We start from the raw sequence: 15,105 nt of genomic DNA on the forward strand, positions 1-15,105 counted from the left end.
TTAGATGACTTTTGCTTCATTTCTGAGTAGATCTGTCAGTTCTTTGACTTGATCCTGAAGCTCGCCGCTCAGCACCTTGCCACCCTCTTTTTTCTCCGGTAAGAAACGTTCAATTGTTTTGATTTTATATGGTACATCGTCTTCATCTAAATCTAAATCATCAAGTTCCAATTCTTCTAAAGGCTTTTTCTTTGCCTTCATAATGCCTGGTAATGATGGATAGCGAGGCTCATTGAGTCCTTGCTGAGCTGTGACGACAAGCGGGAGTTCGGCAGAAATGACTTCCACATCCCCCTCTGCATCTCGTTCAATCGATACAGAGCCGCCGTCAATTTGGATACTTGTTATCGTAGTCACATATGAAAAACCGAGTAATTCAGCAAGACGCGGGGCTACCTGTCCAGAGCCGCCGTCAATTGCTACATTCCCTGCTAAGATCAAGGAAGCCTCTTTGTCTTTTAAATAGTGATAAAGAATGGTAGAAGCAGAATATTGGTCCCACTCTTCTAAGTCATCCTCCACATTTAATAAGACGGCCCTGTCACAGCCCATAGCAAGCGCTGTTCTCAGCTGTTTCTCTGCATCCTCACCGCCAACTGTCACAACGGTCACTTCTCCCCCGTGCTCATCGCGAAGCTGAATGGCTTCTTCAATGGCATACTCGTCATAAGGATTAATAATGAACTCTGCTCCATCTTCTTGAATTGCACCAGACTGAATCGAAATTTTCTCTTCCGTGTCAAACGTACGCTTCATCAAAACAAATATATTCATTTATTTCTCCCCCTTGTGTCGTACTTATCCTTTATTCCCCTTTAAAGTTCGGTTTGCGCTTTTCGATAAAGGCCTGAATGCCTTCTTTGGCGTCATTTGATTGGAAAACCTCACCAAATTTTTTGGCTTCCAGTTTCATTCCGCCGTCATATGAATACAGTTTTGTTGCGTTCAATAAATCAAGCACATATTCAAGTGATTTAGGGCTTTTTGCCGCAAATTTCCCCGCAAGTGTTTTGGCCGCTTCGAGCGCTTCTTCCTCTGTTTCTGCCAGCTTTGTAACAAGGCCGCACGTAAATGCTTCTTCACCTGTAATCGGTTCAGCTGTTCCCATCATTTCAAGTGCTTTAGCAGAACCAACGTAGCGCGGGAGGCGCTGCGTGCCGCCGAATCCTGGAATAATGCCAAGATTTAGTTCTGGCAGTCCAAGCTTCGCATCTTTTGTTGCGATTCGGATATCACAAGACATGGCAAGCTCAAGGCCTCCGCCTAATGCTGCTCCGTGAATCGAGGCAATGACTGGCTTTGGACACTGTTCAATCCGTTCAAAGACTTGCTGTCCTCTATCAGCGAGGCTTGCATAATCAGACTCTTCCTGTAAAGTCGTAAATTCTTTAATATCAGCACCTGCTGAGAAGAATCTGCCTTCCCCGTGGATCACAATCGCTCTTACTTCTTCATTCTGTTCGAGCTCATCGAACATGTCATTAAGCTCAGTGAGCAGCTGAGAGGATAAGGCATTTGCAGGCGGGTTCTGAATCGTGATGAGCGCTGTCTGTCCTTCATGATGTAAGCTGAGTATTTTTTCCATGTCAATCATCCTTTTTCACATTGTCTTTAGGATTGATGTATTCCGTTTAACAGCAGATCATGTACATTTTCTGCGAGTGCAGGCAGATCATACTTTTGATCATTCATAACCCATGTTGTTGCGGTTTCATCAATCGTCCCAAATACCATTTGTCTCGCTAAGCGGACATCTAAATTTTGTCTAAATTCTCCTGTTTTCTTTCCTTCTGTTAAAATCGACTCGAGCATATTTAAATACCCTTTTAGCACCTCATTGATTTTTTGACGCAGCTCAAGGTTTGACTGCCTGAGTTCAAGCTGTGTCACAAGAGCCAAATGATGATTTTGCGCCAGCATGCGAAAATGCTCCTCAATCAACAGTAGAAGCTTTTCTTTGGCAGATGGCTTCTTTTGGATATCTGTTTCCATCCGTTCGATGAATTGTCCCATTTTTTCTTTGAACAATGAGATGAGAATATCCTCTTTGTTTTTGAAATAAAGATAAATGGTTCCGTCTGCCACCCCTGCTTGTTTCGCAATCTTTGAAACTTGTGATTGATGATAGCCGTTCTCCGCAATCACCACAACTGCTGCATCAATAATTTGCATGTACTTCGGTCTTTTCTGCTTCAATGTGCTTCGTCCCTTTCTAAATTGAATGAGCATTCATTCATAACTTTATGTTAAAAAGAAACGGGTGATTTGTCAAGAGATCTTCTTCTTTCTTTTCAACCTTTATCATACCAGAGCAGACGGTCATCATTCAAATCATCCGGCCGCTCGACCGGATGATGAAGGTCGTTATTTCTTCAATTGATCGACAGGTGTCTCAGATGATGAAGCTTGCTTTCTTTTTTCTTCTTCAATTAATACTCTGCGCAAAATTTTTCCGACAGCCGTTTTAGGCAGTGATTCTTTAAATTCATACACGCGCGGTACTTTAAATGAAGCAATTCTCGTTCTGACAAAGCGATCGAGTTCATCCTCTGTTAAATAAGCATCCTTTTTCGGCACAACAAACGCTTTTACTGTTTCTCCTCTATAAGGATCTGGTATGCCTGCGACAACGGCTTCTTGTACAAGCTCATGCTCATAAAGGGCTTCTTCGACCTCTCTTGGGTAAATATTATAACCGCTCGCAATAATGACATCTTTTTTCCGGTCAACGATATAGAAAAAACCGTCCTCATCCATATACCCAATATCTCCAGTGAAAAACCATCCGTCCCTTAATACAGCTGCTGTCTCCTCTGGCTGATTCCAATAGCCTTTCATAATTTGCGGCCCTTTGACGATAATTTCTCCGTGCTCATACGGCTCTTTAAGGCCACCCGTTTCCTCGCAATAAATGCCTGCGTCTGTCCCAGGCCACGGACAGCCAATGCTGCCTGTTTTGTTCGCTCCCCATAAAAAGTTAGAATGGGTCACTGGCGAAGTTTCTGAAAGACCATACCCCTCAACTAAACGCCCTCCTGTTAATTTCTCAAAGCTCTGTTTGACTTCAACAGGAAGAGCCGCCGAGCCGCTTAAACATGCAGTGATGGACGACAGATCATACTTTTCAATGTTCGGATGATGCAGCAAGGCAATATACATGGTGGGTGCACCTGGAAAGAGTGTCGGTTTCTGTTTTTCAATCGTTTTGAGGGTATCAGCTGCGTCAAATCGCGGAAGGAGAATCATTGAATGCCCTTCTTTCACAGCAAGGTTTAATACGGTCGTCATTCCGTATACATGAAAAAACGGAATGATGCCAAGGATTCGTTCTTTTCCTCTTGTCGTTTTATACATCCAAGAAGCGCACATTTCAGTATTCGCTAAAATATTTTCATGCGTCAGCATGACCCCTTTTGGTAAACCAGTCGTTCCGCCTGTATATTGCAAAACAGCGACATCCTCTTTCGGTTCAAAGGCAAGCGCCGGAATCTGTTCTTCTGACGATTCTTTCATAATTTGTGAGAAGTGATGAATGGTCTCGCTTTTCTCTACTTGGATGACCATTTTATTTTTTCTTTTTTGGACGATAGGAATCAGAATGTTTTTCGGAAATGGTAAATAATCCTGCAGTTTGGTGATGATCAAGTGCTCCATACTTGTCAGCGCTTTCATTTTATAGGCCTTTGGATACAATAAATCCAGTGTAATCAGCACTTTTGAGCCGCTGTCCTCCATTTGATATGCCAGTTCTTTCTCCGTATAAAGCGGGTTCGTTTGAACAACGATGCCGCCTGCAATTAAAACAGCATAATAAGAAATGACAGATTGAGGACAATTTGGCAGCATGATTGCTACTCTGTCGCCTTTTTTCACGCCAATTTTCATCAGGTGACCAGCTAGTTTCAATGCTTCTTCCTGGAGCTGTTCATAGGTGATGTTTTTTCCTAGAAAATGAATGGCTGTATGCTCAGGTGCAGCCTCTGCGGAGCTGAATAAGTAAGATTGTAACGTCTCATTTGGAATGGTGAGTTCGTGGGGAATTTGATTCGGGTAATGCAGAAGCCAACGTTTATCTGACTGCATAAAAACCCTCCTTCCTGAACTTTCGTACTATTTTATTATAGCAAACTTTTCCTTAAGGCAGTTTTCTTTTTTCAAATAGAGCTTGGTTCCATGGCATCTTTACTTCTTTGCCGGTGTTTCGATCGATGCTCTTTTTCCTTCATGATGCCACTGTTCATATAATCCACCGATTGCACGAAATGACTCATTTACTCTCTCCACGATCTGTTGATGGATACTCGGGTCATTAGGTAAATGCGTCTGGATGTTGTCGACTTGATACTGCCTCATCATATCTATGTAGACTGTAAGAAAGATTGTGTCTTCTAAAATCCAGTAAATGACTTCATCCGCCGCTTTTGTTCTTTTATGCAGCATTTGGATTCCTCGTTCATATTGAATAAGAATATAGCCACTCGGATCGATTTGAATATAAGGGCTCAAATCATCAAAAAATCCAGTCGTTTGAAATGGACGTGCAATATACGGTTCGTATATGTCTCTTGGCAGGGAAGTCATTTGGAGACAAGTATCAATTCGCTTTATGAGTTCGTCTTTTTGCAGAATTTGCTTCATGTGATTCACCGCCTTCTGGTGAGATAAAAGCTGCCAAGGAATCCCTGACAGCTTTCTCACTTTGTCTTCTTCATTTCACAGGAACATGTAAACGGCACCAATGACCGCAAAAGTGCAGGCAACTACGATTAATACTTTTGCTAGCTTTTCCATGTCGTCTCCTTAAATGCCGGCTGCTACTACATAAGACAGCCCAACTGAAATAATGAGTGAAATAAACCCGACCGCTCTATTATCATTCTCAATTTCTTTGTCTACTTTAAATCGTGGTGTTAAAAATTCAAAAATGAAATAGCTGACAAGCAGCATCACAAAGCCGTATACGCCCCATCCAATCATTTGCAGAAGGGAATTGTGCTGTGCGATAGAATGCTGAAACACATTCGCAATCCCAAAAATCTTTCCGCCTGTTGCCATGGCAACAGCTAAGTTCCCCCGCTGGATCTCTTCCCAGTTTTTATAGGAGGTAACGAGTTCAAAAATGGTTAGAAATAAGACAAGACATAGGACGGCCACGCTGTAATAGGCGGCAATTTCCACAAGTTCATTTTCCCAAAAGGCTTTCATGCGTTTTCTCCTTTTTACTTTAATTCGACGATGGTAACGCCTGATCCTCCCTCGCCTTGTTCCCCAAAACGAGCATTTTTCACACTTCGGTGCTGTTTCAGTAATTCCTGAACCCCTTTTCTAAGGGCGCCAGTTCCTTTTCCGTGAATGATTGACACACGCGGATAACCAGCTAAGACAGCATCATCTAAATATTTCTCGACTCTGCTTAAGGCATTTTCATAACGCTCTCCCCTTAAGTCAAGCTCAAGCGATACATGATAGTCTTTTCCTTTGACTGCCGTAATGGCTTTCTCCTGCTTAAATTCAGGTGCTGATTTGATAAATTCCATGTCTTTTTCTTTTACTTTCATTTTCAGAATGCCCATTTGGACACTCCATTCTTTGTCACCTGTTTGTTCAAGCAGCGTTCCTTTTTGCCCGAAGGTGAGCACTTTCACTTCGTCGCCTGATTTTAACTGTCTTGCTGCTTTTTTCACCGGCTCTGGCTTTTTCTTCCGGTCAAACTCAGGGACTGCTTCTTCAAGACGCTTTCTCGCATCGATGAGTTCATGTTCTTTAAATGATCGATGCTCATTTTTTATCGAACGAAGCTCTTGAATGATGTCTTCTGCTTCTTTTGAGGCTTGTTCAATTTTTTCTGCCGCTTTTTTTTCAGCTTCTTCAAGCAGTTTGTCCTTTTGCTCATTCCATTCAAGAATTTGTCTCTGCAATTCTTTATGAAGCTTTTCTGCTTCTTTTCTATAGACTTCTGTCTCATGCAGCTCTTCTTCTGCTTGTTTCTTGCTGTCTTCTAATGAAGCAATCATTTGGTCTACTTCATTATGCTCGGCATGCATATCCGCTTTTGCACGGTCAATGAGGTGATCTGGCAACCCAAGACGTTTAGAAATTTCAAATGCATTACTTCGTCCGGGCACACCGATGAGCAAGCGGTACGTTGGTGATAAGGTTTCAATGTCAAACTCCACGCTCGCATTTGTGACACCTTCCCGGTTATATCCGTAAGCCTTCAGCTCAGGATAATGGGTCGTTGCGATGACGCGTGCATTTGTTTGATGCACTTCATCTAAGATACTCATGGCCAGCGCGGCACCTTCTGCAGGGTCTGTTCCTGCCCCTAATTCATCAAATAACACGAGTGAGTTAGATGTCAAATTCTTTAAGATATCTACAATATTGACCATATGAGATGAGAACGTACTCAAGCTTTGCTCAATAGACTGTTCATCTCCAATATCAGCAAAGACTTGGTCGAATACAGCCACTTCCGAGCCTTCTTCAACTGGAATATGAAGGCCTGCCTGCGTCATCAGCGTAAGAAGACCAAGCGTTTTCAAGGTAACTGTCTTACCCCCTGTATTTGGGCCAGTAATAACAATGGTTGAAAAATCTTTGCCGAGCTCAATGTCATTTGCCACAACCTGATCCCTAGGCAATAGAGGATGTCTTGCCCGCTTTAAATAAATCTCCCCTTGATCATTCACAGCAGGCTTTGTGGCTTTTTCTGCCTTTGCATATTTGGCTTTAGCAAAAATAAAATCTAACGTCTGAAGCTCTTTTACATTGTGAAGCAGTTTCTCAATGTGTTCTGACACGCTCGCTGTCAGCATTTGCAGGATCTTTTCGACCTCTTGTTTTTCTTTTAAACGGGTTTGCTGCAAGGTGTTATTTAAATCCACGACCACTTGCGGCTCAATAAAAAGGGTTGCCCCAGATGATGATTGATCGTGAACAATTCCGCCGTAATTCGAGCGGTACTCCTGCTTTACCGGAATCACAAACCGATCATTACGAATGGTGACAATCGTGTCTGACAGCATTTTTGAAGCAGATTGTGAGCGAATCATGGATTCTAATTTATCTCGAACTTTTGATTCTAATGAACGTAATTGCGTACGTATTGTTCGTAGCGCCGGAGTTGCGTGATCAAGCACTTCTCCATTATCACCAATACAGCTTTCGATTTCTTTTCTGACTTCAGGCAGTAATATCAGCGTCTCTGCATATGTATGAAGGCGAGGTATGTCTACACCATCTTCATACAGGGACGTGAGAAAGTGCTTCATATTTTTCGCAGTGTATAACAGCGCTGCAATTTCCATGAGCTCAGATGGGCTTAATGTACTGCCGATTTCTGCCCGTTTGACCCCGCGTCTAATATCCGTCAGCCCGCCAAATGGCGCCGATCCCTTTAAGCGGATGACATCCTGTGCTTCTGCTACCTCTTCCAGCAAATGCTGAATGGTTTCTATATCCGTCAGCGGCGTTAAATCCTGCGCTCTTTCTTTTCCTAATGAGGATGCGGTATAGGACATGACTTTTTCTTTTACTTTATGAAATTCTAATGATGCTAACACTTTTTGTTGCAGCATGGTCCAGCCTCCTAACGACTACCTGTCACGCGTTAAAAACTTTTTGATCTCGTTTAGAGAAAAAGTATTCACGACATTTGCTTTTGGTGTCCAGCCTTTTCTTGCAGCTGTTACACCAACTTCCATATGATCCAGCATGGTGATATTGTGTGCATCTGTATTGATCATGATGTTCACACCTGCTTCGTTTGCTTTCATTAAATGCTCTGCTTTTAAATCAAGTCTTGACGGGTTGCTGTTGAGCTCTAGTGCAGTTCCCGTTTTCTTCGCAAGCTCTATGAGCTGATCTATATTTAAGGCATAACCGTCCCGTCTGCCGATCAAACGGCCTGTTGGATGTGCAATTAAATCCACATGCTGATTCCGCAGGGCATTTTCAAGGCGCTCCATAATGACTTCTTCCGGCTGAGAAAAGCTCGAGTGGATAGACGCAATGACAAAATCCATGTCTGCTAAAAAGTCATCATCATAATCTAATGATCCATCCGGGAGAATATCCATTTCGACCCCTTTGAAAATGTGAAAATGCTCGAATTCTTGATTCAGCTTGTCAATTTCTTTTGCTTGCAGACGTAAACGTTCTTTTGTTAAACCGTTTGCTACTTTTAAATAATGCGAGTGGTCTGTAATCGCCATGTATTCATAGCCTTTTGCGATACATGCCTCTGCCATTTCGCGAATAGAAAATGCGCCGTCACTCCATGTTGAGTGCATATGAAGGTCGCCTTTGATATCTTTTAACTCTACAAATTGCATACTTTCTTTATACGTATCAATCTCCGCTCCGGTTTCACGAATTTCTGGCGGGATGAGCGGAAGTTGAAAATGCGCATAAAAAGCGGCCTCGTCTTCAAACGTTTTGACTTCTCCAGTTTCAATTGTTTCCACACCATATTCACTAATACGCTCTCCGCGTTCCTTCGCCAGCTGTCGCATGCGAATATTGTGATCTTTTGAGCCAGTGAAATGGTGCAGCGTTGTTGCAAATTGGTCTGTTGTCACAAGCCGGAAGTCTACACTGATCTCAAAATCAAGGGCAAGAATGACAGATACCTTCGTATCACCGCTTGCGATGACGTCTTTGACATCATCAAGTGCAACGAGCTGCTCTCTGACTTGTTCAGGATCGCTGGTCGCAATGATATAATCTAAATCTTTGACAGTTTCTCGTGCACGTCTTAAACTGCCAGCTCTAGAAAAACGAAGAATCCCCTTCATCTGTTCAAGCGCATGATCAATCCGCTCTGCCACATCTAATGCAAAGCCAATTGGCAGTCGTTCTGGCTGTTTTCCAGCCTCCTCAAGAGCGGCGAGTATCTTTTCTTCGGTTTTTTTACCGAAGCCTGCAAGCGCTTGTACTTTTTCCGCTTCGCATGCTTCTTTTAATGACTGTGCATCATGGACGCCAAGCTCTTGGTAAAGCTTCGCAATCTTCTTCCCGCCAAGCCCTTGCAATTTTAAGAGCGGGACAAGCCCTTCAGGCACTTCCTTTTTTAATTGTTCGAGTGTTTCTGATTGTCCTTTTTCGATATACTCTGTGATCACAGCAAAGGTTCCTTTTCCAATGCCGGGTAATGCTAATAAATCATCTATTTGAGAAAGGCTGCGGTCGTCTTGTTCCAGTGCCGCTGCTGCTTTACGAAAGGCAGAAATTTTAAAAGGATTATCTCCTTTTAGTTCCATATATACTGCAATTGTTTCAAGAAGTTTGATAATATCTTTTTTATTCATCTCTCATCCTCCAGCCGCTTTGGCATCTTCCTATATAAATATACAAACTTTCCCTTCATCCTACAACTTTCTGTCATGTAATGAGAAAAAACTTCTCCAGAAAAGGAGAAGTTTTTAAACTCCATACGTCGACCATAGGTCTTTGACAAGACCGGACAGGTAAGGGGTGTTGTTTACGATCACATCTGCTAACATTGATTTGCTCATCATTGTTTGCAGCGCATCTACTGGAAGTAGTGCAGCCACAAACAATAGAATAAACACAAATAAATAGGTTTCAAGAAATCCTAAAACACCGCCAAGCAGTTTGTTCACCTGTTTAATCACAGGTATACTTGCAATGGTTGTGAGCAATCCGCCAATGATGGCGAGCAGGATTTTAGTCAAGATAAACAGAATGATAAACGCAATGGTATTATAATAAGCTGTTTCTAGATTCCCGCTAAAGAAAGCGAGCTGCGGTTGACCGCCGCTAAAATTAGGTGCCGGAATCCACGTAAGCTGTGGTGCAAGTGACTGATAAAACATAGAAGCCACTAAGATAGAAACAACAAAGCTGATCAATTTAATAAATTGAAGAATAAACCCGCGCTTTAGACCGACAAGCGTTCCCATAAGAAGCAAAAACAAAATGATGATATCGATCACGGTAATTTCATTCCTTTTCTTTTAGCTGAATCTCTAATTTTTCGTATTGCTCTTTTAATTTCAAGTAGTCGTGGACGACATTGACTGCTGTCAGTACAGCTAATTTGTTTATATCAAGGTATGGATTTTTTTCATTTATTTCTCTCATTTTATCATCAACAATTGACGCAACATGTCGCATATGCATCTTCGTTTCTTGTCCGATGATCGTATAGGACTGTCCGTAAATCTCAACTGTTGTTTTCGTTTTACCGCCGTCAGACAACGTTTCTCCTCCATTCCACGAGAATCCTAGTCTCTATCATAACATGTTTAGACATTGAATGGAAAGACGAGCCCTTCCCTGTTATGGTACACTTTAGAAATCAATGATATCAAGGTAAAAAGGAGTTATCCACTGTGCCCCAATCCGTTTTAAAAGCAACATCAGAAGACCTTAAAAAAATGAAGAGCGCGTATGCGCAGCATTTAACAGACAATTTGCCACCAGGCGCCCTCTTTCAAGCAAAAGTCCCTGGCTGTACGATTACAGCCTATCGATCTGGAAAAGTATTGTTTCAAGGACAAAAGGCAGAAGCTGAAGCCAGTCAATTCAGCCACTTGCAAGCAGCTGATACGAAAAGTCAAAAATCACCTGCTGTTACAAAATACAGTCCGCCGCCCGGCATTGCTTCCATGTCGGTCATCGGTTCAGATGAAGTAGGTACAGGTGATTATTTCGGACCGATCACAGTCTGTGCGGCCTATGTTGATGCCAGCCAGCTTGCTTTAATGAAAGAGCTTGGCGTAAAAGACTCAAAAGGGCTAAAGGACCCGCAAATTATCAACATTGCCAAGGATCTCATCAAAACCATTCCGTTCAGCCTTCTCGTTCTCCGAAATGAAAAGTACAATACGATGCAGGAAAAGGGCATGAGTCAAGGAAAAATGAAGGCACTGCTTCATAACCAAGTCATCACCTCTGTGCTAGAAAAACTGGACGGACAGCAGCCTGAAGCCATTTTGATTGACCAATTTGCAGAACCAGGGATTTATTTCAAGCATCTTGCCGGGAAAAAAATCATCCGGGAGCGGACGTATTTTAGTACAAAAGCAGAAGGCATCCATTTGTCAGTCGCTGCAGCTTCCATTATCGCAAGGTACGCCTTTTTAATTGAAATGGACAAATTATCACAGGCTGCAGGCTTTGACATCCCAAAAGGAGCCGGTCCTCATGTAGACAAGGCCGCCGCCAAGCTCATCAAGCTGCACGGTGAAGATGCTTTACGTCAATTTACAAAGCTGCATTTTGCCAACACACAAAAAGCGAAAAAAATGCTATAAAAAAAGCTAGAGCCCATGAGGTCCTAGCTTTTTTTCCTTTAACCGCGTAAGACGGCTTGATACGTATCTTCTAGTGCTTTCAAAACTTTTGTATGAACAGCTGTAACTTCTTCCTCGGTCAACGTTTGTTCAGGATTTAAATATTGAAGAGAGAATGCAACAGATTTTTTGCCTTCTTCCATATGTTCCCCTTCGTACACATCAAATACAGATAGGTCTGTGAGTAGATGACCGCCTGCTTCATAGATGACACGCTCCAGCTGTCCGCTTGAGATATGCTGATCGACAACAAGTGCGATGTCTCTTGTCACAGCAGGGAATCTCGGGATCGCTGTATATTTCATATCCTTCGTTTCAGATGTCATTACATCTGTTAAATCAAACTCGAAGACATACGTTTCTTTTAAATCCAATTCCTTTTCAACGACTGGATGCAGTGCGGCAACAAAGCCAATGACTTGACCATTTAAGTGAACATCTGCAGTTCGCCCTGGGTGAAGACCCTCACGCTCTGCTTGAACATAAGTGATTTGGTCTGACACACCAAGCTTTTCGAACAATCCTTCAGCAATTCCTTTCGCTACATAAAAATCGACGGCTTTTTTCTCGCCCTGCCAAAGATTTTTATGCCATAAGCCTGTCAGCGCACCAGCGACATGTTCTTTTTCCACTGGTTTTGCCCCTTCAGCTTCTGCTAAAAAAACAGAGCCCGTTTCATAAAATCCAAATGAGTCAGCTTGTCTTGCCAAGTTATATGCAACAGAATCAAGTAAGTTTGGCAGAAGACTTTGTCTCAGCACACTGCGTTCCTCACTCATTGGCAGAGAAAGTCTCGTTTCATAGGCTGGATGCAGTGCAAAAGCTGTGGACTTATGCTGATTCGTCAATGAATACGTAATCGCTTGAGAAAGTCCTGCCCCCTCTAAGAAACGTCTCACCTTTCTGCGCTTCACTTGGTATGGCGTGAGGCCGCCAACGGTGCCAGCTGTCCTAGGCAGTGTAGATGGAATATTATCGTAGCCATATAATCTTGCCACTTCTTCAATGAGGTCTTCTTCAATCGTAATATCCATTCTGCGGGAAGGAACTGTTACGACAAGAACATCATTTGATTCGCCCACTGTGAATCCTAGTTTGTTGAAAATCTGAATCATATCTTCTTTTGAAATGCTCATTCCAAGCACCTTGTTCACACGCTCAGTTGATACGTGGATGACATTCATACTTGCTTCAAGGTGATTTTCCTCAACTGTACCGCTTAGCACTTCACCGCCTGCATACATGCTGATCAATTGAGCTGCTCTTTCTGCTGCCGGTTTCGTACGCTGCGGATCGAGGCCTTTTTCAAATCGTGTGCTTGATTCACTGCGAAGCCCTAAGTCTCTAGATGCTTGACGGACTGTTTGACCGTTGAAATATGCCGCTTCTAAAAGAATCGTCGTCGTCTCATCCCGTACCTCTGATTCAAAGCCGCCCATGACGCCTGCTACCGCGTGTGCTTTCGTTCCATTCGTGATGACAAGGTGCTTTGATGACAATGTACGCTCTTGCTCATCGAGTGTTTGAATGATTTCGCTGTCAGACGCTTTACGAACGACCACCTGCTTTGAACCAAAGCGGTCATAATCAAAGGCATGAAGCGGCTGGCCGTATTCAAGCAGTACAAAGTTTGTAATATCCACAACGTTGTTAATTGGACGAATGCCTGCATTCATCAATCTTGTTTGCATCCAAAGCGGTGCTGGTCCAACCTTTACATTTTTAATGATCTTTGCTGCATAAAGTGGATTCGCTTCTTGATCCTCAATTTTAACAGAAATATAGTCTGCTGCTTTTTCGGAAGAAGTGTCATGTGCTGTATCAGGAAGCTTGATGTCTCTTCCTAAAATGGCCGCAACCTCATAAGCGACACCTAGCATATTCAGGGCATCGGCACGGTTTGGTGTTAAGCCAAGCTCAAGCACCGCATCATCTAATTGAAGTGCTTGAAGGGCATCATCTCCTGGTTTCACGTCGTTCGGGAAAACAAAGATGCCTTCTGCATATTCTTTTGGTACGAGCTTGCTCTCTACGCCTAATTCTTGCAGAGAACAAATCATGCCATGAGACTCTTCACCGCGCAGTTTTGCTTTTTTAATTTTAAAGTTGCCAGGAAGGACTGCGCCCACCGTTGCGACGGCCACATACTGTCCTTTCTCCACATTCGGAGCCCCGCAAATAATTTGCACTGGTGCTTCTTCGCCGATATCAACAAGACATTTGTTTAATTTATCTGCATTCGGATGCTGTTCACGTTCAATGACGTGTCCAACGACAACTCCTTTGATGCCTTCGCCTTTATATTCAACGGCTTCCACTTCAATTCCGCTTCTTGTGATTTTTTCTGCTAATTCAGCCGGCTTGATGCCTTCTAAATCGACATAGTCTTCTAACCATTTATATGAAACAAACATGTTGATTTCCTCCTCTTAGTCCTGCTTGAATTGCTTTGTGAATCTAATGTCATTTGTGTAGAAATGGCGAATATCATCAATGCCGTATTTCAGCATCGCGATCCGTTCCACACCCATTCCAAAAGCAAAGCCTTGGTAAGTTTCTGGATCAAACCCGCTCATTTTCAGGACATTCGGATGAACCATTCCTGCACCTAAAATCTCAATCCAGCCTGTTCCTTTACATACAGAGCAGCCCTTCCCGCCGCATTTAAAGCAAGACACATCGACTTCGACAGATGGTTCTGTGAATGGGAAAAAGCTTGGACGCAGTCTAATTTCACGATCTTCACCAAACATTTTTCTTGCGACTGTCTCCAGTGTTCCTTTTAAATCACTCATGCTAATATTGTGATCGACGACAAGCCCTTCAATTTGCATAAATTGATGTGAATGAGTCGCGTCATCACTGTCACGTCTATATACTTTCCCAGGACAGATGATCTTCACAGGACCTTGTCCTTTATATTTCTCAAGTGTACGTGCTTGTACTGGTGATGTTTGTGTTCTCATCAGTGTATCTTCGGTAATATAGAAGCTGTCCTGCATATCACGTGCCGGATGCTCCTTTGGAAGATTCAGCGCTTCAAAGTTATAATAATCCGTTTCTACCTCAGGACCTTCCTCAACGGTATAGCCCATGCCAATAAATAAATCTTCAATATCTTCGACAACAATCGTTAATGGATGTCTTGCTCCCATTTTGATTGGACTTGCCGGTAAAGTAACATCGATCGTTTGAGACGCAAGTTTTTTCTTCACTTCTTCTTTTTCCAGCTGTTCATTTTTTTCAGCAATGGCACCAGCAATCTGCTCTCTTACTTCGTTAGCAAGTGCACCCATTTTCGGTCTTTCTTCTGCGGAGAGCTTGCCCATTCCGCGAAGTACTTCTGTAATCGGTCCTTTTTTCCCTAAGTATTGAACACGAATGTCATTGACCTCTTTGAGCGAGCTAGCTGCTTCAACCTTCGCTATCGCCTCTGTTTCAAGCTGTTTTAACGTTTCTTGCATGAGTGTAATCCTCCTTTTGATATACAAAACCGCTCGGATAAACGGCTGTTTGATCGTTTGAAGACAATAAAAAAACCCGTTCCTCCATAAAAGAAGGGACGAGTTGTGGTCGCGGTACCACCCTTGTTAAGCACAAATGCATGTGCGAATAAGCTTCATTGACATAACGGAATCAAACGAATCCGGTTCACCTTTACGCAAAGCCTGCGGTCCCGGTGACAACTCCAGAGGTGAATTCCTGTTTCAGCATTCCTTAAATGCACTTTCAGTCTACGATGCATTCTCCCTAAAAGGCCGCTTCTTGAAACAATCTTCCTCTA

General features: G+C 42.9%; 13 protein-coding genes. 1 reads left to right on the forward strand and 12 read right to left on the reverse strand.

Annotated elements, in window-relative coordinates; all coding sequences use genetic code 11:
• The 10 genes from MHB41_RS12875 to zapA form a co-directional block, all read right to left on the reverse strand.
• Entirely contained in the window at nt 1–774 is a 774-nt protein-coding gene (locus MHB41_RS12875; protein WP_024427173.1) for an electron transfer flavoprotein subunit beta/FixA family protein, read from the reverse strand.
• Between the two features lie 31 nt (nt 775–805).
• Nucleotides 806–1,585, reverse strand: coding sequence for an enoyl-CoA hydratase (locus tag MHB41_RS12880; protein ID WP_061109447.1), 780 nt, complete (start codon nt 1,583–1,585; stop codon nt 806–808).
• A gap of 26 nt (nt 1,586–1,611) precedes the next feature.
• Nucleotides 1,612–2,196 carry a TetR/AcrR family transcriptional regulator gene (locus tag MHB41_RS12885; RefSeq protein WP_024423221.1) on the reverse strand — a complete coding sequence of 195 codons (585 nt, stop codon included), beginning with the start codon at nt 2,194–2,196 and terminating at the stop codon, nt 1,612–1,614.
• Nucleotides 2,197–2,364: 168 nt separating this feature from the next.
• Nucleotides 2,365–4,083, reverse strand: a complete 1,719-nt coding sequence (locus MHB41_RS12890) for an AMP-binding protein (RefSeq protein WP_061109448.1) — start codon at nt 4,081–4,083, stop codon at nt 2,365–2,367.
• 99 nt (nt 4,084–4,182) lie between these two features.
• Complete coding sequence (locus MHB41_RS12895; RefSeq protein WP_034280732.1) at nt 4,183–4,638, reverse strand: immunity 63 family protein; 456 nt, start codon at nt 4,636–4,638, stop codon at nt 4,183–4,185.
• A gap of 162 nt (nt 4,639–4,800) precedes the next feature.
• The gene (locus MHB41_RS12900) at nt 4,801–5,205 is read right to left on the reverse strand and encodes a DUF350 domain-containing protein (protein WP_008345990.1); all 405 of its coding nucleotides are present in this window, start codon (nt 5,203–5,205) and stop codon (nt 4,801–4,803) included.
• A 14-nt stretch (nt 5,206–5,219) separates the two neighbouring features.
• Nucleotides 5,220–7,577, reverse strand: coding sequence for an endonuclease MutS2 (locus tag MHB41_RS12905; RefSeq protein WP_061109532.1), 2,358 nt, complete (start codon nt 7,575–7,577; stop codon nt 5,220–5,222).
• 21 nt (nt 7,578–7,598) lie between these two features.
• Nucleotides 7,599–9,311 carry a DNA polymerase/3'-5' exonuclease PolX gene (polX, locus tag MHB41_RS12910; protein ID WP_061109449.1) on the reverse strand — a complete coding sequence of 571 codons (1,713 nt, stop codon included), beginning with the start codon at nt 9,309–9,311 and terminating at the stop codon, nt 7,599–7,601.
• A 114-nt stretch (nt 9,312–9,425) separates the two neighbouring features.
• Nucleotides 9,426–9,959: a CvpA family protein gene (locus MHB41_RS12915; protein WP_024423226.1), complete on the reverse strand. Its 534-nt coding sequence runs from the start codon at nt 9,957–9,959 to the stop codon at nt 9,426–9,428.
• Between the two features lie 7 nt (nt 9,960–9,966).
• A complete protein-coding gene (gene zapA / locus MHB41_RS12920; protein ID WP_012010831.1) occupies nt 9,967–10,224 on the reverse strand; it encodes a cell division protein ZapA in 258 nt (85 codons plus the stop codon).
• Between the two features lie 134 nt (nt 10,225–10,358).
• On the opposite strand from zapA, the gene rnhC reads away from it, so the two are divergent.
• Nucleotides 10,359–11,282, forward strand: a complete 924-nt coding sequence (gene rnhC / locus MHB41_RS12925) for a ribonuclease HIII (protein ID WP_081279468.1) — start codon at nt 10,359–10,361, stop codon at nt 11,280–11,282.
• Nucleotides 11,283–11,320: 38 nt separating this feature from the next.
• On the opposite strand, the gene pheT is transcribed toward rnhC, so the two are convergent.
• Nucleotides 11,321–13,735, reverse strand: coding sequence for a phenylalanine--tRNA ligase subunit beta (gene pheT / locus MHB41_RS12930; RefSeq protein ID WP_061109450.1), 2,415 nt, complete (start codon nt 13,733–13,735; stop codon nt 11,321–11,323).
• 15 nt (nt 13,736–13,750) lie between these two features.
• Complete coding sequence (gene pheS, locus MHB41_RS12935; RefSeq protein ID WP_034279699.1) at nt 13,751–14,785, reverse strand: phenylalanine--tRNA ligase subunit alpha; 1,035 nt, start codon at nt 14,783–14,785, stop codon at nt 13,751–13,753.
• Nucleotides 14,786–15,105: the final 320 nt, after the last annotated feature.

Source organism: Bacillus sp. FSL H7-0578, assembly GCF_038630855.1.
GTDB classification, from domain to species: Bacteria; Bacillota; Bacilli; order Bacillales; family Bacillaceae; genus Bacillus; species Bacillus safensis.

Coding starts and splice junctions, on each gene's coding strand:
- MHB41_RS12875 (WP_024427173.1), bottom strand. CDS start 774: ATGAATATATTTGTTTTGATGAAGCGTACGTTTGACACGGAAGAGAAA.
- MHB41_RS12880 (WP_061109447.1), bottom strand. CDS start 1,585: ATGGAAAAAATACTCAGCTTACATCATGAAGGACAGACAGCGCTCATC.
- polX (WP_061109449.1), bottom strand. CDS start 9,311: ATGAATAAAAAAGATATTATCAAACTTCTTGAAACAATTGCAGTATAT.
- pheS (WP_034279699.1), bottom strand. CDS start 14,785: ATGCAAGAAACGTTAAAACAGCTTGAAACAGAGGCGATAGCGAAGGTT.
- MHB41_RS12895 (WP_034280732.1), bottom strand. CDS start 4,638: ATGAAGCAAATTCTGCAAAAAGACGAACTCATAAAGCGAATTGATACT.
- MHB41_RS12890 (WP_061109448.1), bottom strand. CDS start 4,083: ATGCAGTCAGATAAACGTTGGCTTCTGCATTACCCGAATCAAATTCCC.
- pheT (WP_061109450.1), bottom strand. CDS start 13,735: ATGTTTGTTTCATATAAATGGTTAGAAGACTATGTCGATTTAGAAGGC.
- MHB41_RS12900 (WP_008345990.1), bottom strand. CDS start 5,205: ATGAAAGCCTTTTGGGAAAATGAACTTGTGGAAATTGCCGCCTATTAC.